The organism is Paenibacillus sp. cl141a, assembly GCF_900109305.1.
GTDB lineage: Bacteria > Bacillota > Bacilli > Paenibacillales > Paenibacillaceae > Paenibacillus_AQ > Paenibacillus_AQ lautus_A.
The window spans coordinates 562,374-582,936 of the sequence record NZ_FNZO01000003.1 but is presented as its reverse complement, the minus strand read 5'-3'; the positions used below and the strand labels follow the sequence as shown (position 1 = coordinate 582,936).

15 protein-coding genes are annotated in these 20,563 nt (G+C 54.8%); 4 read left to right on the top strand and 11 right to left on the bottom strand.

Going from position 1 to position 20,563, the window contains the following annotated elements:
• Positions 1–41: 41 nt before the first annotated feature.
• The 3 genes from BMX45_RS12540 to uvrB all read right to left on the bottom strand — a co-directional run bounded on the left by BMX45_RS12540 (position 42) and on the right by uvrB (position 6,964).
• Complete coding sequence (locus BMX45_RS12540; RefSeq protein ID WP_090909952.1) at positions 42–1,673, bottom strand: S-layer homology domain-containing protein; 1,632 nt, start codon at positions 1,671–1,673, stop codon at positions 42–44.
• 331 nt (positions 1,674–2,004) lie between these two features.
• Positions 2,005–4,872 carry an excinuclease ABC subunit UvrA gene (gene uvrA / locus BMX45_RS12530; protein ID WP_090909950.1) on the bottom strand — a complete coding sequence of 956 codons (2,868 nt, stop codon included), beginning with the start codon at positions 4,870–4,872 and terminating at the stop codon, positions 2,005–2,007.
• 100 nt (positions 4,873–4,972) lie between these two features.
• Positions 4,973–6,964, bottom strand: a complete 1,992-nt coding sequence (gene uvrB, locus BMX45_RS12525; RefSeq protein ID WP_009594250.1) for an excinuclease ABC subunit UvrB — start codon at positions 6,962–6,964, stop codon at positions 4,973–4,975.
• Between the two features lie 302 nt (positions 6,965–7,266).
• On the opposite strand from uvrB, the gene BMX45_RS12520 reads away from it, so the two are divergent.
• Positions 7,267–8,061, top strand: coding sequence for a flagellar motor protein (locus BMX45_RS12520; protein WP_090909949.1), 795 nt, complete (start codon positions 7,267–7,269; stop codon positions 8,059–8,061).
• Positions 8,045–8,860, top strand: a complete 816-nt coding sequence (locus tag BMX45_RS12515) for a flagellar motor protein MotB (protein ID WP_090909948.1) — start codon at positions 8,045–8,047, stop codon at positions 8,858–8,860. Before BMX45_RS12520 ends, BMX45_RS12515 begins: the two co-directional genes overlap by 17 nt.
• A gap of 264 nt (positions 8,861–9,124) precedes the next feature.
• Here BMX45_RS12515 and BMX45_RS12510 read toward each other — a convergent pair whose 3' ends face one another.
• Genes BMX45_RS12510 through BMX45_RS12500 form a run of 3 tightly spaced genes read right to left on the bottom strand, consistent with a single transcriptional unit; the run spans position 9,125 to position 12,478 of the window.
• Positions 9,125–10,288, bottom strand: coding sequence for an ABC transporter permease (locus BMX45_RS12510; RefSeq protein WP_090909947.1), 1,164 nt, complete (start codon positions 10,286–10,288; stop codon positions 9,125–9,127).
• Positions 10,281–11,462 carry an ABC transporter permease gene (locus BMX45_RS12505; RefSeq protein WP_090909946.1) on the bottom strand — a complete coding sequence of 394 codons (1,182 nt, stop codon included), beginning with the start codon at positions 11,460–11,462 and terminating at the stop codon, positions 10,281–10,283. The genes BMX45_RS12510 and BMX45_RS12505 overlap by 8 nt, the downstream gene beginning before the upstream one ends.
• Before the next feature lie 47 nt (positions 11,463–11,509).
• Complete coding sequence (locus BMX45_RS12500) at positions 11,510–12,478, bottom strand: ABC transporter ATP-binding protein (protein ID WP_254778046.1); 969 nt, start codon at positions 12,476–12,478, stop codon at positions 11,510–11,512.
• Between the two features lie 161 nt (positions 12,479–12,639).
• Here BMX45_RS12500 and BMX45_RS12495 point away from each other — a divergent pair, with 161 nt between their 5' ends.
• Both BMX45_RS12495 and BMX45_RS12490 read left to right on the top strand, forming a co-directional pair.
• The gene (locus tag BMX45_RS12495; RefSeq protein ID WP_254778045.1) at positions 12,640–13,800 is read left to right on the top strand and encodes a sensor histidine kinase; all 1,161 of its coding nucleotides are present in this window, start codon (positions 12,640–12,642) and stop codon (positions 13,798–13,800) included.
• A 48-nt stretch (positions 13,801–13,848) separates the two neighbouring features.
• Positions 13,849–14,499, top strand: coding sequence for a response regulator (locus BMX45_RS12490; protein ID WP_090909944.1), 651 nt, complete (start codon positions 13,849–13,851; stop codon positions 14,497–14,499).
• A 79-nt stretch (positions 14,500–14,578) separates the two neighbouring features.
• On the opposite strand, the gene BMX45_RS12485 is transcribed toward BMX45_RS12490, so the two are convergent.
• From BMX45_RS12485 to ftsE, 5 genes are all read right to left on the bottom strand, one after another.
• Positions 14,579–15,901, bottom strand: a complete 1,323-nt coding sequence (locus BMX45_RS12485; protein WP_090909943.1) for a PDZ domain-containing protein — start codon at positions 15,899–15,901, stop codon at positions 14,579–14,581.
• A gap of 92 nt (positions 15,902–15,993) precedes the next feature.
• Complete coding sequence (locus BMX45_RS12480; protein WP_090909942.1) at positions 15,994–17,466, bottom strand: S41 family peptidase; 1,473 nt, start codon at positions 17,464–17,466, stop codon at positions 15,994–15,996.
• 130 nt (positions 17,467–17,596) lie between these two features.
• Entirely contained in the window at positions 17,597–18,868 is a 1,272-nt protein-coding gene (locus BMX45_RS12475; protein ID WP_090909941.1) for a murein hydrolase activator EnvC family protein, read from the bottom strand.
• Positions 18,869–18,895: 27 nt separating this feature from the next.
• Entirely contained in the window at positions 18,896–19,804 is a 909-nt protein-coding gene (gene ftsX, locus BMX45_RS12470; protein ID WP_090909940.1) for a permease-like cell division protein FtsX, read from the bottom strand.
• Positions 19,794–20,480 (bottom strand): cell division ATP-binding protein FtsE, encoded by a 687-nt coding sequence (gene ftsE, locus BMX45_RS12465; protein ID WP_015737694.1) that lies wholly within the window; start codon positions 20,478–20,480, stop codon positions 19,794–19,796. Before ftsE ends, ftsX begins: the two co-directional genes overlap by 11 nt.
• Positions 20,481–20,563 lie beyond the last annotated feature (83 nt).

Here is a 20,563-nt window from a genome sequence, read left to right as displayed (position 1 = left end):
CAAATTGTCAGACATTAGCATGACTTTCATCATGGCAGGGACTAGATCAAGCCTACGAAATGGAGCCTAACACAGGTTGTTCCGTTTATTCCAAGAGGTACCCGGGTTGGATCAAGAATGGGATCCTCATACTCCTCCTGATCCTCCTGATCCTTTTGTTCCTCTGGAGCCGACTCCTGCTCGGTTACCGTCTCCTCCGCCAGATCCTCGCTTGGCAAAGCCACGGAAGGATCCATGATTGTGATCCGATCCACGGGGTCCTTTCTGACATCCAAAGTTACCTCGTTGGACGTTTCGCTGCGGATATGCCATTCGTTCACGGCGACCACATGAATTGTATACCGGCCGGGCAGACCTGCCAGCATATGGAGATTCGGAATGAGATAAGCCGGGCTCTCTAACGGTTCATCGTTCAAACGTGCCCCCGTTCCGTCAGGTCCTGTGTAGTATACATGATAGGTTACGCCTTCCTGTGCATCTGACCAGGTTAAAGCAATGGATTCATCTTCCTCATTTAGGATGGCCTGAAGGCCCGACACTTTATTCGGGCGGCTCGAAACTTCGTTAGAATAACCGCTCTTGCCGAAGCTGTTCACAGCCTCGATCACATAGTAAGAGGGTTCTTGAAAATGTACATCCGTAATGGCATAAGAACCTGCGTCCACATTCGATCCCTCAGCCAATAAGGCATACCCCGCTCCCGATTGTCCGCTGGAATAGATATTGTAGGTCACGCCCTGCTGATGCGTCCAGGTTAATTGAGCCTGCCCCTTCACATGGTGGAACCTCAGATCATTCGGAGCTGATGGTGCCGTTGTCGGCAAAGCCTCCGATACGGTAGCTGAAGGTCCCGTCTCTGTCGGAGCTTGCGTTGGTCCGGAATGAACAGGAGTTGCCGAGGTTGATCCCGATGAAGAAGCAACGACGCCATGAATGACCGGAAGAGGGCTTTTCGGCGGTGTTTCCGTTTCGCCCACGGCAGCATTCAAATCGATTGACTCCACGGATTCCAGCCATTTGGCTGTAGCCCCGACAGCTTCTTCCCGAGTGACGATACCCTTGGGGTTCAAACCGTCAATGCTGGATTCCCGAAACAGTCCTAATTCCAAGGCCAGTGCCATAGCTTCCTTGGCATCATTGCTGGAGGATCCCTCCTGTAAGTTCTGCTGTGAAGGTTCCGCGCCGGATCCGATCTTATCGGAAATCCCTTGCAGAGCTCTTTGATACAGCATAGCCATATCCTGACGCGTCAGCGGCAATCCAAGCCCGAATCTCCCGCTGCCGACCCCTTTTACCAGCCCTTCCTGAACCGCAGTTTCGATCGCCGTGAAGGCATAATGATCCTTAGGCACATCCTTAAAGGTAATGACTTCCGGAGGACTATCCGCATTCAGGTTTAACGTTTCGACGATAAATATGACAAAATCCTGCCGGCTTATAGCCTCTGTCGAGCTAGACTCCCCCTGCCCGTCTAGGGGAAGGAACCCTTTATTTAATCGGGTAAGGGCTTCCTGTGCATCGAAGTGTTTCACATCCGAAACGGATACCCCCATCTCTGCCTGCTCGCGATCCGAAACGGGTACCCCTACCTCTGCCTGTACGCCGTCGGTTGAGTTTATGTATAAAGCACTTGCTGCCAAAACGATCAGAATGGAACAGGTGATCCTCTTCATACAATCCCTCCGTTTTAACGAAATCACCAAGATCATACCATATCCTGGAATGCGAAGATATTGGAGGATAGCATGAAAATAACGCCGGGGATAGGTGCATTCCTTGAAGGTTTCTCTAAAATTGCTTGGCACCGCTCCATGTCCGCAGGGTTCGTGATCCGGGGCATGCTTCGATGGCTGTCGACCATCACAAAAAGGAGCCCCTGGCAATTCCACCAGGGACTCCCTCTCATTTTCTTACCGATGCCGGCATTGAAAATGGCAACGCGCCATTCCATGGCTAGGCAATTCCCATGCCGACAAGGAACAGATTCACGTCCGCTAACACTTATTAGCGGGTTGCTTCCACCTTGTTCAATTCCTCGGTTCGCTTAGTATCGCGTTCCAGAATCGGCTTCAGATACTTGCCTGTGTAAGACTCAGGCACCTTGACCAGATCCTCAGGCGTTCCCGTAGCGATAATGGTACCGCCGCCGCTGCCGCCCTCCGGACCCAGGTCGATCAGATAGTCCGCGGTCTTAATGACATCGAGGTTATGCTCGATGACGAGGACGGACTCCCCGGATTCCACCAGGCGGTGAAGCACGACGAGCAGTCGATCGATATCGTCCACGTGCAGGCCGGTGGTCGGCTCATCCAGGATATACATCGTTTTGCCTGTGCTGCGGCGGTACAGCTCGGAAGCCAGCTTCACGCGCTGCGCCTCGCCGCCGGACAGCGTGGTGGCAGGCTGACCCAGCGTAATGTAGCCCAGGCCCACATCCATCAGCGTCTGCATCTTGCGGTGAATTTTCGGAATGTTCTGGAAGAACTCCGTTGCATTCTCCACCGTCATCTCCAGGACTTCGGCGATGTTCTTGCCTTTATATTTGACTTCCAGCGTTTCGCGGTTGTAACGCTTGCCCTTGCACACTTCGCAAGGCACGTAGATATCCGGCAGGAAGTGCATCTCAATCTTGATAATGCCGTCACCGCGGCAGGCCTCGCAGCGTCCGCCCTTCACGTTAAAGCTGAAGCGGCCCTTCTTGTATCCGCGAATCTTCGCTTCATTCGTCTGGGAATAGATATCCCGGATATCGTCGAAGACGCCTGTATAGGTTGCCGGGTTGGAACGAGGCGTACGCCCGATCGGAGACTGGTCGATGTCGATGACCTTCTCGATGTGCTCCAGACCTTTCATTTCACGGTATTGCCCAGGCCGTACCTTCGCCCTGTTCAAATCCCGAGCGAGCGTCTTGTACAGGATCTCGTTGACCAGCGTCGACTTGCCGGATCCGGATACGCCCGTTACCGCCGTGAAGACGCCAATCGGAATTTTCACGTTAATATTTTTCAGATTGTTTTCCTTCGCGCCCTTAATCTCCAGCCAGCGTCCATCGGTCTTGCGGCGCTTGCTGCTGACCGGAATGAACTTACGGCCGCTCAGGTATTGGCCCGTCAGCGAGTTGGGGTCGTTCATAATCTCCTTCGGCGTTCCTTCCGCAATGACCTGGCCGCCATGAATGCCCGCGCCCGGGCCGATGTCGATGATATAGTCCGCGGCCATCATCGTATCTTCGTCATGCTCGACCACAATCAGCGTGTTGCCCAAATTCCGCATATGCTCCAGCGTCGAGATCAGGCGGTCGTTATCCCGCTGATGCAGTCCGATGCTGGGCTCATCCAGAATGTACAGCACGCCCATAAGGCTCGACCCGATCTGCGTGGCTAACCGGATCCGCTGCGCTTCGCCGCCGGACAGCGTTCCCGCCGAGCGGCTAAGGGTCAGGTAATCCAGCCCGACATTAACGAGGAAACCCAAACGGCTGTGAATCTCCTTCAAGATGAGATTGGCAATCTGTTTTTCTTTCTCGCTAAGCTCCAGATGATCGAAGAATTTCAGGGATTCTCCGATCGACAAGCTGGTAACATAGGCCATGTTGCGATCATTGATCGTAACGGCCAGGCTTTCCTTGCGGAGACGATGGCCTTTGCACACATCGCACGGCTTGCTGCTCATATAGCCTTCGATGTATTCGCGTATGCCCTCGGAGTTCGTATCGCGGTAGCGGCGTTCCAGGTTCGGAATGATGCCCTCGAAGGTGACGTGCGCTTCCTTCCGCTGACCGAAGTCATTCTCATAACGGAAGTGAACCTTCTCTTTGCCCGTGCCGTACAACAGCTTGTTCATCTGTTCCTGGCTAAAGGTACTGACTGGCTTGTCCAGCGGAATGCCGAAATGCGCGCAGACCGATTTCAAAAACTGAGGATAATACGTGGATGTGCCCCCGCTCCATGCGGCAAAGGCGCCTTCCTCGACGCTTTTGCTCATATCCGGCACAAGCAGCTCTGGATCCACGATCATCTCCACGCCCAAGCCGTCGCAATCCGGGCAAGCACCGAATGGCGTATTGAAGGAGAACATTCTCGGCGTCAGCTCTTCCATGCTGAAGCCGCAGATCGGACAGGCAAAGTTGGAGCTGAACCGCAGCTCCTCCTGACCCATGATATCGACCAGAAGCTGGCCGCCTGACAGGTTCAATGCCGTTTCGATCGAATCGGCGAGGCGTGCTTCGATATCTTCCTTCACCACGATCCGGTCCACTACCACCTCGATCGTATGCTTCTTATTCTTCTCAAGCTCGATGCTCTCCGACAGATCGCGGAGCTCCCCATCGACGCGCACCCGAACGAAGCCCTGCTTCGCAATGTCGGCAAACAGATTCTTGTGCTCGCCCTTGCGGCCGGAAATGACCGGCGCAAGAATTTGCAGCCTCGTCTTCTCGGGATACTGCATGATGCGGTCTACCATCTGCTCGACCGTCTGGGAGGTAATTTCCACCCCATGATCCGGACAGTGCGGGTGTCCGACCCGGGCGAACAGCAGACGCAAATAATCGTAAATTTCCGTCACGGTGCCTACCGTCGAGCGCGGATTGCGGCTCGTCGTTTTCTGGTCAATCGATATCGCCGGCGACAGGCCTTCAATGGAATCGACATCCGGCTTCTCCATCTGTCCGAGGAATTGGCGCGCATAAGCAGACAAGGATTCCACGTAACGGCGCTGACCCTCGGCATAAATCGTATCGAATGCGAGGGAGGATTTGCCCGAGCCGCTAAGCCCCGTCAGAACGACAAACTTGTCACGCGGTATCGTGACGTCGATATTTTTCAGATTGTGTGCGCGGGCGCCTTTGATCACAATTTTTTCACTGGCCAAACGATATCATCTCCTACTCCATATGGCATGCATGTGGTGCTTATATTTCACAAAGAGAACGACCGCATAGGCCGTCCCCCTTGTCATTCGTCTCTCGATATTACTCGGCTTGCAGTTCCAGCAGCGCATCACGAAGCTCGGCCGCACGCTCGAATTGCAAATTCTTCGCCGCTTCCTTCATCTCGGCCTCGAGGCGCTGGATCAGCTTCTGACGCTCTTTCTTCGACATCTTCTGTCCTTCGCCCACCAGGTAATCCGCCTTGCCCTCGGCGACCTTCGTCGCTTCGATGACATCGCGTACCTTCTTGCGGATCGTCTGCGGCGTGATGCCGTGCTCCTCGTTGTAAGCAACCTGGATGCTGCGGCGGCGCTCGGTTTCCTTGATCGCCCGATCCATCGAATCGGTGATCTTGTCGCCGTACATGATAACCTTGCCTTCCGAGTTCCGGGCCGCCCGTCCGATCGTCTGGATGAGCGAGCGGTCGGAGCGCAGGAACCCTTCCTTGTCCGCATCCAGAATCGCTACGAGGGAAACCTCCGGCAGGTCAAGACCCTCCCGTAGAAGGTTAATACCCACCAGCACGTGGAATGTACCAAGCCGCAGATCGCGCAGGATCTGCATCCGCTCCAGCGTCTTGATATCGGAGTGCATGTAACGGACCTTGATTCCGATTTCCTTCAGGTAATCGGTCAGATCCTCGGCCATTTTCTTCGTGAGCGTGGTCACGAGCACGCGCTCGTCCCGGTCCACGCGGTCATGGATCTCGCCGATCAAGTCATCAATCTGCCCTTCGGTCGGGCGCACGTCGATGATCGGATCAAGCAGGCCTGTCGGCCGGATGATCTGTTCAACCATCGTATCGCAGTGCTCCATCTCATACGGTCCCGGCGTGGCCGATACGTAGATGATCTGGTTCACCTTCTCCTCGAATTCCTCGAACTTCAGCGGCCGGTTATCGAGCGCGGACGGCAAGCGGAAGCCATGATCGACCAGCACCGTTTTACGCGCCCGGTCACCGTTGTACATCGCGCGGATTTGCGGCAGCGTAACGTGCGACTCGTCAATGACGAACAGCATATCGTCCGGGAAGTAGTCGAGAAGCGTATAGGGCGTAGCCCCAGGCTCCCTGAAGGTCAGGGGACCCGAATAGTTCTCGATCCCGGAGCAGAATCCGACTTCCTTCATCATCTCGATGTCGTAACGGGTGCGCTGCTCCAGCCGCTGAGCCTCCAGCAGCTTGCCTTCCGAGCGCAGCAGTTCAAGGCGCTCTTCCAGTTCGCGTTCGATATTCACGAGCGCTACCCGCATCGTCTCTTCGCGGGTGACGAAGTGAGACGCCGGGAAGATGGCGATATGCTCGCGTTCCCCGACCAGCTCGCCCGTCAAAACGTCGATCTCCGTGATCCGTTCGATCTCGTCGCCGAACAGCTCGACGCGGACGGCATGCTCTCCCTTCGAGGCCGGGAAAATCTCGACGACATCCCCGCGCACGCGGAACGTGCCACGAACGAAGTTGATATCGTTCCGCTGGTATTGGATATCGACCAGCCGCGACAGAATCTCGTTGCGAGGCTTCTCCATGCCCACCCGGAGCGAAAGCAGCATTTCCCCATACTCGTGCGGCGAACCCAAACCGTATATGCAGGATACGCTCGCCACGATGATGACGTCGCGCCGTTCGAACAGCGAGCTCGTGGCGGAGTGGCGAAGCTTATCGATCTCTTCATTAATGCTGGAATCCTTCTCGATATACGTATCGGAGGAAGGAATGTAGGCTTCCGGCTGATAGTAATCGTAATAACTCACGAAATAATCCACCGAATTGTTCGGGAAGAATTCCTTAAACTCGCTGGCCAGCTGCGCCGCCAGCGTCTTGTTATGCGCGATGACGAGTGTGGGACGGTTTACCTTGGCGATTGTCTGCGCGATCGTAAACGTCTTACCCGTTCCTGTTGCACCTAACAGCGTCTGATGTTTTTTCCCTTGGCGGAGTCCTTCGACCAACGCATCAATAGCCGTGGGCTGATCGCCCTGCGGCTGGAATTCAGACTGGATCTCAAAGGATTTGGTACTGACAACTAAATCGCTCATTGCCCTTCATCACCCTCATACTCTAAAATGAAATTCATGCTAAAAGATATGTCGAAACTTCCCGATGATATACTATGGGAAATTAGTGGTGTCTGCGTAAGGAATAAGAATATTTGTTCCCGTCTCATTATACCCCTTACGTTTTTTTGATGCAAACAGTTTAATGAAAATATCAATAAGTTCCAGGGCAAATGTCTAAGTCCCAGGCTTCCGCGACATCGGGAGCCTTCAGCGTTCATGTCGAACTTGCGGCATATGAACCGATGATCTTAAATACTTCCTTAAGGAGATGATACAGCGTTATGGATATTACGATTATTCTTGGCATTCTCGCCGGTCTGGCCGCGTTGATCGGAGGGTTTTTATGGGAAGGCGGGCATCTGAGCGGCCTGCTGCAAGGCGCGGCTGCGCTTATCGTATTCGGCGGGACCATCGCCGCCGTCATCGTCAGTTTCCCCGCCACCCGGCTCCGTACGATCCCCGCTGCGCTCAAGCTGGCCTTCGGCCGCAGCAACCGTTCGACGGACGAGCTGATTGATGCCATCGTCGATATGTCGGTAACGGCCCGAAGAGACGGGGTGCTGGCGCTCGAGCGCATCTCGGCCGAACACGAGGATCCGTTCCTGCGGGAAGGCATGCAGATGGTCGTGGACGGCAACGACCCGGAAATGGTGCGTCAAATCCTGGAGCTCGATATCAATGCCGCCGAGCAGAAGCACGAAGGCTATGCCAAAATTTTCGAATCCGCCGGAGGCTATGCCCCTACCATGGGGATCATCGGTACCGTCATGGGATTGATCCACGTGCTGGGCAGCCTGCAGGACCCGACCGGTCTCGGCCCGTCCATCGCTGTCGCGTTTACCGCCACCTTATACGGCGTCGCTAGTGCCAATATTATCTTTTTGCCCATTGCGTCCAAGATTAAAGCACGTTCCGAAGAAGAAATTGTAAAAATGGAGCTGCTGCTCGAAGGAATCATGGCCGTTCAGAACGGAGAGCACCCGCTGTTGGTTCGCAAAAAGCTAGCCTCTTTCGCTTCAGCAGGCACCACGGACATTCCGTCCTCAAGGGGGATCGCGCATGAGACAGCCGAATAGACGGCGGCGTCAGCGCAAACAGGCCGAAGGCGAACAGCGCGACCGCTGGATGATCACTTATGCCGACCTGATTACGCTGCTTCTGATCTTTTTTGTTGTGATGTATGCCATGAGCCGGCTCGACACGGAAAAATACAAGCTCGTCACCCAATCCCTGCAGGCTACCTTCCAGAGCGGGGACAGCTTCCTGGAGATGGGCTCGGGGATTACCGGAACTGCCGATACCGAGAATCATAAAAATCCTCCGCCGAAGCCTGCTGCCGACGAGGAAGGCGAGGACAAGGATAACGGGCAGGAACCGCTAACCGAGCGCGAGCTCGCTTTCCGGGCCCAGGAGGAAGAGCTGGCCAACTTTATGGGGCTCATTCAGCAATACGTGAAGGACAACCAGCTCGAAGAGGACATCTTCATCTCGGACGAGCCGCAGGGGATTGCCATTACGTTAAGCGACCGCTTCCTGTTCGATGTCGGCAAGGCCGAGCTTAAACCTGGAGCCGCTCCGGTTCTGGGCAAATTAGCCAGCCTGTTCGGCGATTTAAACACCACGGTGAGCATCGAGGGGCACACGGACAACGTGCCGATCGGCCGCTACTCCAGCTACAAGGACAACTGGGAGCTTTCCGGCGCCCGCGCGATGTCGGTGCTGCGATTCTTCCTCGAGCACAGCAAGCTGGACCCGGAAGGCTTCCAGTATGCAGGCTATGCCGATACGAGACCGGCCGCGGATAACGCGACCGCCGAAGGCAAGCAGAAGAACCGCCGGGTTGAAATCACGGTGTTACGGCAGCTTAAGGAGTAGGCAATTGCTGCAATGACCACCCCATGAACTTCCATGCTTTGCGTTGAAGGCATTCCGCAACACATCCGGATAAACCGAATAAGCGCCCGGCAGACTGAATCAGCATGGATTCAGATCTGACCGGGCGCTTTTGTGTGTAAAAAGGGGGCGATCACTGACGGCATTCCTGAGCGTCGCAAGGTTTACGGCAAATTCGATTTACAACTTCCGGTCGAAGCTCCAAGAGCTTTACTCCGGAGGAAACCCTGGAGTGGAGCGAATAATTTAAGCGCCGTGCCCAACCCCGCTCTCGCTCGGCCGCAGGACAGCGGAACCGACGGCCAGCAGAATGACCGCCATCAGGCCCAGCACGGCCAGCGGCAGTGCGATATCGGATAACGTGCCGCCCGTAGCCGCGGTCTCCACCGCCTCAATGGCCCATTTTTGCGGGATGAAATTAGCGATCTTCTGCATGAATTCCGGCATGATGGCAAGCGGCCAGAAGCACCCGCCCAGCATGCAGGTCGGCGTGACGATCATGGAATTGATCATGGCAGCATTTTGCCCGTTCCGGATCAGCCCGGCGACCGTGCTTGCCACGCCTAACGATACGAGCATAAAGGCCATCAGAATAAGGAAATGCAGCACGAACGGAACTCCGTAATCGTAGCGAAGGACATACCGGCTGAGCACGAGGACGATGATCACTTGCAACGAGCCGACCACCAGGCTGCCCAGAAAATTACCTAAAGCGATCTGATAGGCGCGCACCGGCGCCGTATACATGCGGGACAGCGTTCGCTGCCTGCGGTCATCAATCATCATCGACACCACGCTGGAGATAAGGGTCATCATGAACATCAGGGTAAATCCCGTTACGTTCGAGAGCCCCGGCTTCGCATACAGATTCAAATCCGTGACCTCGGTGTCCACCCGATTCAGCGCGGATTGCTTGAGCACCGTTTGCAGCGCCAGCATACGATCCGCGTCCGGCTCCGAGGTCTCCCGGATCAAGGCAGCTGTACCGCTTAGTCTCGTAACCGCGGAGTCCGCCGTCATTCGGATCATTACCGAGGCCTCCGAGGTGGAGACTTCGTATATTTTAACCGCCGGCCGTTGGCCTTCTATTAATCCGTCGCTGAACCCCTGCGGAATATAAACGCCCACCGTGCTTTTATTCTCCACCAGGTCTTCCCTCAGCATATTCTCGGACCCGGACTCCTTGAGCACGTATTGGCCGCTTCGCTCCAGTTCATTCATCAAGTACCGCCCTGCAGGTCCCTCATCCTCGTTCACGTAAGAGACCAGAATGCTCGCGGCCGTGGTCTGCCCCAGAAGAAACACCGTCAAGGTAACGACCACGCAAGGAACCAACAGATAGACGATCCAGCCTCTTTTCCGTCCCAGCGTGCGTCTCACCATATGCCAGGCAATGGTTAAGCTATGCATGGTATCCCACCTTCCTGTACGTAATCATGGCTGCAGCCGACAGGGCCGCGGTAATGGCCGCCAGCATGCACACGCAAGTGACAATCAAATGCACGTCGCTGTCCAGCATCATCCGCAGCATGCTCTGCATCGCCCAATGGTTGACGGTGAAGGCGCCGAGCTTCTGGAAGAACTCCACGGGCAGCGGCATAAACCCTCCGCTGACAAACGTCATGGCGATAATGATCGCCTGCATCAGCCCTCTGGCTCCTGCTGCCGTGGAGGAGACCAGGGTTATGAACGTGGCTATGGTCATGGACGATAACGTGATCAATACGCAGACCATGATGAGCAGCAAGGGGTGCGGCCCCCATTTGACGCCGTACAGCCACATGGATCCAAGGACGATAGCGGCGGCCTGTGCCAGCGTGATCAGGCTGCATCCGATAATTTTTCCGGCAAACACGGTTCCGGGGTGAACGGGCGCGCTTTGCAAGCGATATAAAGTCCGGCTTTCCCGCTCGCCCAGCAGGCTGCTGCTGGCCATCAGACCGGAATACAACAGGAACATGATCAGCATGGAGGCTGCATAATATTGGGCTGCGGAGTACGTCGCTCCTTTCTCGCTCAGTTGCCCGATCGTAACGTTAGGTCCGTCCGACGCATCGACAGGCGCTGCCGCTTGAGCCGCAAGAACTTGGTCTCCGCCTATAACGACTACCTCCGCCTGTTTGTGATTCGCATCTGCGATAAAGGTCTTGAAGACAGTGTCTGCCACGAGGTTTAGATCACGGTCTCTTCCAGGCAGCAGCTCAAGCTTCACGTCCGCTCCCTGGCCCATTCGTTCATCAAAGGAAGCCGGAATCACCACCGCGTAATCGACCTCGCCCCGGCGCAGCTTTTCTTCAGCCTCTTCCCGGCTGGATACCACCTCAGGTTCCAGTAGGTCCTGAATCTCCGGCAAGCCGGTCAGCGCCTGCATGCTCCCCGGCAGCTGTCTTCCAGCCTCGGCATCTAACACCATTCCCACTCGGACCGACGGCTGTTTAAATTCCTGATCATTGCCAAACCAGCCCGACAGCGCGTTACCCAATATGAAAATAAGGATCAGCGGCAGCACAAATTGGTTGATCAGCACCGATCGGCTGGTGGCCATCCGCTTCAGCTCGAACCAGGCGATAATCATCGTATTCATCTTCGGTATTCCTCCTTCATGGATTCCTCTGCTCGTGTCCGTTATGATCAATCGCGAAGCGTTCGCCCAGTCAGGCTGAGAAACAGCGTTTCAAGCCCCGGCTCCTCGCACTGCAGGGAGCGAAGCGTCGTATGGTGTTTACTGCAGATGAACAAAATATCCTGCAGTTCATCCTGAGCTGACGGTACGTAGACTTCGACTTCGTTATCATTCTGCGCAACGCGCCTAACGCGCGGGTGAATGGTCAGTTCCTCCACCAGCTCCGGTGTGATCCCATCAGCAGTAAGAATGATTTTCTCCTCATGCGCCACGCGTGCCCGAAGCTCCTGCTGCGTCCCGCAGGCGATAACATGGCCTTGATCCATGATGGCCACCCGGTCGCTGATCGCGGCAACTTCCTCCATGTAATGACTTGTATAAATAACGGTAGAACCCATGCGGTTCAACGTCTTCACCGATTCCAGGATATGATTCCGGGACTGCGGGTCAATCCCCACCGTCGGCTCATCCATAATGATCAGCTTCGGACGATGCGTAATCGAGCATGCAATATTCAGTCTTCGTTTCATCCCCCCGGAGAAGGTGGACGGCCTTTCTTTTGCCCGATCCTGCAAACCGACAAACGCCAGCGCCTCCTCCACCCGTTCCTTCAGCAGCTGGCCGCGCAGCCCGTACAATTTCGCGAAAAAAGCGACATTATCCCAAGCCGTCATCTCTTCATACAGAGCCAGATCCTGTGGCACCAGCCCGATTCTCCGCTTGACTTCCAGCGGCTGCTCCTCGATGGAAATACCGTCTACCTTGATGACGCCCTGATCCTTGGGAAGAAGGCCACAGATCATATTGATGGACGTGCTCTTGCCCGCTCCGTTCGGTCCCAATAATCCAAAAATCTCGCCTTCGTGCACTTCCAGGTTCATATGATCCACCGACAGCTTGCTTCCATATCGTTTTACGACATCCTTCATCTCCAGAAAGACCGCCATAATCATCATCTCCATTTCCCTCGTATCCATCTGTTGATTACATTCTATCTGGAATCGCCGGATTTTTAAGGTAGAGGAAGTCACCTTATAGGGTGACGAAAGTCATCTCCTTGCCGAAAACATCCATGTGCTATAATGAAGCCAATCGTTTGAACGGTTTGACTTCACAATGGAAAAGGGTTGGATCGCACGTGACATCTCCACTTGCCTATCTCAGGTACGGCCTCATTCTCCTGCCCGCCGCAGCGGATATCTTTTTGCAGCAGCTCGACGATTACGGGGAATATATGGTGTACACCCTGCTTTTTCTGGCGATTGCGGTGCTGAGCCGCTTCCTGCCTTCGCCTGCTTACCTTAAAGCAGCCATACTGCTGGAAATCCCGTTGTCCCTATGGCTATGCCACCAATACGGCTTCATGATGGTATTCCTGTCCATATCCTCTCTATGCGTCTATTTGCCCTTGTTCGAGCGGACTGTTAGGCTGTGGCTGGCATTCGGTCACCTTGGACTGCTCAACATCGCGATTACCGATTACGATGCGCTGCTGCATACGACTGCCAATCTGCTGTTTCTGTTCTTGGCTGTGACATTCCACCGCATCCATGAAATGAACCAGAAGGAATTGGATCATATTCATTTATACGACGAGCTGAAAAGACTGCATTTCCAGCAGGACGAGGCAGGCAGACAGCTGCTGCAGTTCGCCCATCAGGTGGAAAGCGCGGCCCAGGCCGAGGAGCGTAACCGCATCTCCCGCCAGCTGCATGACGATATCGGCCATCGGCTGATTCGCGTCAAAATGATGATGGAAGCCGCTCTTCATATCGTGCCGCAGGATGCCGCCCGGGGCATGGATATGCTCCATCAAGTCCGCGACCAGCTGGGGGAGAGCATGGAGCAGATGCGGACCGCCGTGAAACAGATGAATCCGTCAAGGCGGATCATGGACGATTATTCCCTGGATCGGCTGCTGGAGGAGACCGGCAGGGAGACCGGAATCGAGACCGAGCTTGTGCTGCAGGGGATTCCTTATCCACTTTATCCAAGCCAACAGGTGGTGTTATACAAAAATGCCCGCGAAGCCATCACCAACGCCATACGTCACGGCGAAGCCAAGCAGGTCCAAATTTTTCTCCAGTACGGAGACGAGGAAGTTCGAATGGAGGTCTCCAATGATGGCACGGTCCAAGAGGAGGCGAACCCGATCGCTGCGGCAGACCGTCATGGCATCGGGATAAGCGGCATGCTCGAACGAACCAAAGTGGTGGGAGGAACGCTGGAGGTCAGAAAATCCGTGCCTTTTACCGTCATCACCCGGTTGCCTGTCTACCGGAAGCGGGAGATTATGTAACTGACATGACGGCAGCATCCTAATTTATAGAAAGGATCGTGGCTATCCATGATATCCGTATTGATTGCAGATGATGACCCGTTCATCCGGGAAAGCTTGAAACTGTTGGTGGGGATGGATCCGGATATCGAAGTATCGGCTGTCGCGGAACACGGGGAGGAGGCTCTATCGTTATTGATGGACGGACTTCAGGCCGACGTCGTGCTCATGGACATCCGGATGCCGGTATGCGACGGCGTGGAAGGAACCCGGCGCATTCGCGATCGATACCCTGATGTACGGGTGCTGATGCTGACTACCTTCGATGACGATGATTATATCGTGGAGGCGCTGCGGAACGGGGCCAGCGGTTATCTGCTGAAAAACATTCCGCCCGATCGCATCATCCAGGGGATCAAAACGGTGCATGACGGTAACATGCTGATACATCCCGATATCGCCCGCAAGCTGACCGGCATGCTTCGTCCAACCTCGCAGCCAGTCCCGAGATCCGCTGAGCTGGAACAGTTCGGGCTCACCCCTGCCGAGAAAAAGGTCGTCGCCCTTATCGCGGAGGGCCTATCCAATAAGGAAATTGCCGGGCAGCTTTACCTAAGCGAAGGCACCGTCAAAAACTACGTCACCGATATTCTGGGCAAGCTGAATCTTCGGGACCGGACGCAAATCGCTATCTTTTATTTAAAAAAGGTGCAGGGCTAGTCCCGCCTATCCATTACATAACGGCATGAAGCTAAAAAACGGGCCCTTGTCCATGTTGGACAAAGGCCCGTTTGCCGTATCACGATGAAGGGAATCCCGCTTCTTCGGAACCGCCGGACGTCTTGCTGCCGGAAGCCCCCCGCTTGCTGCGAATATGAAGTTTATTCGCCAGCAGCGTGATCAAGCTTACCGGCTTCAGCCCCACCGCGATGCCATCCCTCGGGTCTGGCGCCACGATAGCTCCCAGCTGATGATGGTCCCCGGCGTAAATCGCACGCTGGAGAAATTTGCTCTCCCCTTGATGGTTCTGAACCTCCAGCTTGCAGAAGGCCGGATTCTGGCGCAAGGCGCTGTGCAGCTGCTCCTTGCTGTGAATCAGCTTACCGTTCACCTTGAGGATCGTCTCCCCTGCCAAAATGCCGAGCTCGCTCGCCGGACTGTCCGGCAGCACGGCGAGAACGCGTAATCCGCGCACCGGATGCACAAACATCGGGCTGCGCTGCTGTTCTTCGTACCTGCTGTACCATACCAAGCCCTCATGCAGCAGCAGCGCCGCTAATGCGGCCGCGATGGTAAGCGGCGACCACCACTCGGCCAGCAGGCTCAATGCCAGCACAATCGCCCCATAGAATATGAGACGCTTCCACGTAATCCCCGCTTTCTCCTGCGGGAGCATGCTCTGCGTCATCTCCCCGAAGCCGATTACGACCGGCAGTGCCATCATGGTAAAGCCCGTACTCCAGGCATCGCCGCCAAAGAACGGTGTCCATGGCAGCACGCTGCCTCCGCCAACCGCCGGAACGAGCAGGAACAACGGCAGCGGCCAGAAGCTCTGCATATGATAGCCGCCGACAAGCTTGCCACGCTTGCCCTCCAGGAACAGCGGCGTGGCAAATCCCGACCCTTGTATCCTTACCAGCAAAGCTTCCGCAAAATGCAGAACGGCGGACAACGCCAGCAAGGCCGGGATGTCCAAACCAAGGATCGTTGCCGTTACCTGATGAATCCAGCCTTCCGGCTGCCAATTCGGAAACCAGCCCAACACAAACTGAATGATCCCGAGCAGACCGATGGAATAGGCAAAGCATAAGTACCGGATATGAAACAGCATCAGGATCAGCGAAGTCACCCATATGCATATAATGGCTTCCAAGCTTAATGATATCCCCAAGAAGGCCACCACGATGGACACGCTAATGCCTGCCGCCAGTCCCCCCAGAAACGTGCGCCAGGTCTGCAATCCCCAGGAATGCAGCTTCACATGGAACAGCTTGCGCTCCACCAACACCTGCCTTCGGTAAAACAGCATGACAAACAAAATCGAAATATAATAAAAGGGCTGCGTCAGCAGTTGTATGCCTGCATCTATCCCATACATCAGCAGTTGTTTCAATGTCTCCAACGGCTTGCCACGCTCCTTTCAGTTCCAAGATGCTTCGAAGTGTACGCTTTCTGATATCTCCTAAGAAAAAAGAAGGCTAACGTTCAGCCTTCTTACTTGTTCGACGCCTTAGCGGCGATTTCCTTCCGAACCTCGGCAATTCCGCGATTCATTTGGTTATCCTCTTTCGGATCCTGAATCTTCTCGATCAATGCCCCTTCCAATGCCTCGGCTGTAGCGCTGTTAATGATGCCGTCCGCTTTCAGCTTGTGCTTGCTCTGGAAGCTCTTGACCGCCTTCTCCGTATTCCGGTCGAAGTAACCATCGGTACGTCCTGCCGCGTAACCAACCGCTTCAAGCATAATCTGCGCGTTCTTCACATCCGTGCTGTTCGTGTCGTACGCATAGGTTTTCTTCTTATCGATCGGCGCAACGGTAAAGTATTCAGGCTGCGACACCTTAATATCCGGCTCGATTCCCTTCTCATGGATCCAGGTACCGTTTGGTGTCAGCCATTTGGCAATGGTCACCTTGAGCAGGCTTCCGTCGCCAAACTGCTTGTCAAAGCTCGTTTGCACGGTCCCTTTTCCGAAAGAGTGCTCGCCCATTAGGGTAGCTCCGGCGGACTGCTGCAATGCGCCTGCCAAAATCTCGGAAGCGCTGGCGCTGCCCTTGTTCATCAGCACCGTAATCGGGTACGATTTGGCCACGCCATTGGATGGATGCTTCTCCCGCTTCTTATTCTTGTCCTCGACCTGAACGATCAGCTCGCCTTTAGGCACGAACTGCTCTGCGATGTCGATGACAACGGACAGCACGCCGCCGGGATTGTTCCGGACGTCGATCAGCAGTCCCTTCATGCCTTGGCTTTCCAGCTTCTTGAGCTCTTCCTTAAAGCGTTCGCCCGTATTCAGCGAGAATTGGGAAATCTCGATCACGCCGATTCCGCCCTTCTCCATCCGTGCCGACACGGTTTCCAGATCGACGTCATCCCGAACGATAACATACTCGATCGGCTGCTCGGATCCTGCCCGCTTGATCTGAAGAACGGCCTTGGAGCCCTTCGGACCGCGAATCTTGTTAACGGCCGCATTCAGCTCAAGGCCCTGCAAGGATTCGCCATTGACGGAAAGGATGGTATCCTTGGCCCGAATGCCGGCTTTGTCTGCAGGCGATCCCTTGATCGGGGATACAACGACGACGCTGCCGTCTACGGAGGACACTTCCGCGCCAATCCCCGTGAAGGAGCCCTCAATGCTTTCTTCAAACTGGGCCGCCGTTTCTTTGCCCATATAGTTGGAATACGGATCTTCCAGCGCTTCCATCATCCCGTTGATGGCGCCGTCGATCAGCTTCGACCGATCGATATCCTTGTAATAATTGCTTTCGATGAGGTCAATCGCTGTCCCCAGTTTCTTCGCTTCAGACTGCTCCAGTCCATTCCTGTTCGCGATGCTGGCCAGCAATCCCTCGCCGCCGTCTCCGGTCTGACTTGGAGCAGGCAGCTGGGTCAAAGCCATCGTTAACAGCCCGCCGCACAGCATGGCAGCGATGACCAGAAAGACAGCCGTTCGTTTTTTCAGCAAGTACTTCACCGCCTTTGTACGTTTCAACTGCTACACACAGGGGAATCCCGTCCACCTAGTATATGATTGGCTTGCCGGGGATATTTATACAGCGGTATTGAAGGTTATATGGTTTGCGTCATCATTTATGTTACAGATAAGGCGAAGGATTCACCGGCGATCCGTTGACCCGAACCTCAAAATGAAGATGCGGTCCCGTGCTCTGACCCGTGGAGCCTACTTCGGCAATCTTCTGCCCTCTGGACACCTTGTCGCCTTCGCTGACTTTAATGCCGCCGTTGCGGATATGCCCATACAAGGTCCATACGCCGCCCCCATGATCAACAATAACACAGTTTCCGTAACCGCTCCACCACTCGGCCAAGATGACGGTGCCGCTCTCAGCTGCCCGGATCTCGGTCCCTTGCGGAACCGCGAAGTCCTGACCCGTGTGCATCTTGCCAACCTCGCCCGTTACCGGATGGACGCGCGGTCCGTAACCGGAGGAGAGTCTGGCTCCGGAGACCGGTATCGCAAACGGTCCGCCGTTGCCGGTATACCCACCTCCGCCTTTGCTGCCGCCCAGCGTCGTCGCCTTGGCTGCTCTCTTCGCGGCAGCCGCTTTGGCAGCCGCCGCTTTACGGGCCGCTTCTTCGGCAGCAAGCTTATTCTTTTCCTTCTGCAGGGCCGAACGCTTGCTTGCCAGGGCAACCAGCATTTTATCCTGCTCTTCGGTCAGGATTTCCGCATCCTCGATATCTTGATCGTACTGGGCCAGCAGAACGCGCTTCTCCTGTTCCTTCTCGTTCAGGATGCTCTTGCGGTCCTCCATCTGGCCGTACAGGTCCTTGGCGGTTGCGTACTGCCCTTCAAGTTCTTTCTTCTTGTCGATAACCAGCAGCTTGTCCTGCTTATGCTGCACCAGCAAATCCTGGTCCTGATCGACGATGGTCTTCAAGGAATCGGCACGCTCAATAAAATCGCTGAAGCTGGTTGCGGAGAGCAGCACATCCAGATACGATACTTGACCATCCATATAGATAAGGCGAATCCGGGATTCCAGCAGCTTCTCGCGGGATGCGATGCGCTCCTCCGCCGCTTCAAGCTCCTTGGTCGTTGTTCTCAGCAAATCCTCCGTCTCCTCGATCTTGACGGAAATCTTGGTCAATTCATTGCTGACGATGTTGATTTGCTCCATTACGTATTTCAGGTTCTTCGTCGTTTTATTCTTATAATGCTGGGCTTCTTGTTTATCATCCGCTGCCTTGCTCTTCTGCGCCCGCGCTTTCTTGACCTGCTCCTGAAGCACCCTCAGCTCTTTGTCTACATCGGCTGCGGTCTTCTTCTCGGCTTGTCCGACGGTCGGTTGGATCATAACAGTGGCCAGTAATAAGGCTGCTACTCCTGCGGCGATTTTCTTCAAGTTTCGCTCCCCATCCTTTACCTTGTTTTATACTTTCAAAAATTTACGTATCGACATGGTGCTGCCCCAAATGCCAATGACGATGCCAAGGGCCACGATGATGGTCCCGAGCAGCAGCCACAGATCTCCCAATGGAATCAGGCTCTTCGCCAGCGTCAAATCCGTCTGCGACGCGGCGTACAGGCGATTGTAGCCTATAAACAGCAGCGTAACCGTAATGATCGAGCCCAGAAGGCCGATCATGGCTCCTTCCACGAAGAACGGCCAGCGGATGAAGTTGTTGGTCGCGCCGACAAGCTTCATGATGCCGATCTCGCGGCGACGGGCCAAAATCGTTACCCGAATGGTGTTCGAAATCAGAAACATGGACATCAAGCCGAGCCCCGCTACGAAAATAAAGCCGATATTCCGCACCGTTTTCGTAATCTTGAACAAGGTTTCTACCGTGCCCTCCCCGTATTTGACGCGCAGGATCGGCTCTTCCGCATACTTCTCGTTCAGCGCGGTAATCTTGTCGGCAACAAACCCGACCGTGGTCGGTTCGATAACGGAAACCTCGAATGCGTCCGGAAGCGGATTCTGGTCCGCTTCGCTGAAGCCTTCCACCCATTCGGAGCCGAGGCTTTCCTCAAGCTCCTTCATGCCCTCTTCCTTGGACACGAATTTGATGGCGCTGACTTCCGGCATGGCCTCGATCTCGCCTTTGATGGTTTCGCGCAGCTTCTCGTCCACATTGAGATTCAAGTACGTATTGATTTGCACGTTGCTATCTGCTTTATCGGCTAATGCGTTCACATTCATGACTAACAGCATGAAAACGCCCAGTATAAATAATGACACCACGATGGACGTAATCGATGCGACCGACATCCATCCATTCCGGAAAACGCTCTTCGCCCCTTCCCGCAAGTGCCGCAAGAAGGTTCTAAAATTCATACCCGTACTCTCCTCTCTGCTGGTCGCGGACGATCTGTCCGTGCTCAATCGCAAGTACGCGCTTACGCATCGTGTTCACGATATCCCTGTTGTGGGTAGCCATCACGATGGTGGTTCCCCTGAAATTAATTTCGTCCAGCAGCTGCATGATGCCCCAGGAGGTTTCCGGGTCCAGGTTGCCCGTAGGCTCGTCCGCAATAATGACGGACGGGTTGTTCACGATCGCCCTGGCGATGGCGATCCGCTGCTGCTCCCCGCCGGAGAGCTGGGAAGGCTCGCGGTTCGCCTTGGCTTTCAGGCCCACCAGATCCAGCACCTCCATAACCCGTCTCTTGATGAGACGCTGCGGCGCTTCGATAACCTCCATGGCAAAAGCAACATTTTCGTAAGCAGTCAGCTTGGGCAGCAGACGGTAGTCCTGAAAAATAACCCCGATATTTCGGCGAACATAGGGGATTTTGCGCTGCTTCAGCTTCCCGATATTAAATCCGTTAACGGAAATTTGGCCTTTGGTCGGCACTTCTTCTCTATAGATAAGTTTCATGAATGTCGATTTGCCGGCACCCGACGGTCCGACAACATAGACGAATTCATTGCGGTTAATGGTAACGGAAACTCCTTGAAGCGCATGGGCGCCGCTCGGATAAGTCTTCCATACGTCCTGCATTTCGATCACTTCATCACTTCCCAATCCATAATTAGCCATTATACTTTCGACAGTTTCCATCGAATTCCTTTAAAATCCAAGAAAAATCCTCA

Bases quoted from the DNA above. Each gene is read 5' to 3' on its own strand.
- BMX45_RS12540 (WP_090909952.1), bottom strand. From the start codon at position 1,673: ATGAAGAGGATCACCTGTTCCATTCTGATCGTTTTGGCAGCAAGTGCT.
- uvrB (WP_009594250.1), bottom strand. From the start codon at position 6,964: ATGAGCGATTTAGTTGTCAGTACCAAATCCTTTGAGATCCAGTCTGAA.
- BMX45_RS12520 (WP_090909949.1), top strand. From the start codon at position 7,267: ATGGATATTACGATTATTCTTGGCATTCTCGCCGGTCTGGCCGCGTTG.
- BMX45_RS12515 (WP_090909948.1), top strand. From the start codon at position 8,045: ATGAGACAGCCGAATAGACGGCGGCGTCAGCGCAAACAGGCCGAAGGC.
- BMX45_RS12510 (WP_090909947.1), bottom strand. From the start codon at position 10,288: ATGCATAGCTTAACCATTGCCTGGCATATGGTGAGACGCACGCTGGGA.
- BMX45_RS12505 (WP_090909946.1), bottom strand. From the start codon at position 11,462: ATGAATACGATGATTATCGCCTGGTTCGAGCTGAAGCGGATGGCCACC.
- BMX45_RS12500 (WP_254778046.1), bottom strand. From the start codon at position 12,478: ATGGATACGAGGGAAATGGAGATGATGATTATGGCGGTCTTTCTGGAG.
- BMX45_RS12490 (WP_090909944.1), top strand. From the start codon at position 13,849: ATGATATCCGTATTGATTGCAGATGATGACCCGTTCATCCGGGAAAGC.
- ftsX (WP_090909940.1), bottom strand. From the start codon at position 19,804: ATGAATTTTAGAACCTTCTTGCGGCACTTGCGGGAAGGGGCGAAGAGC.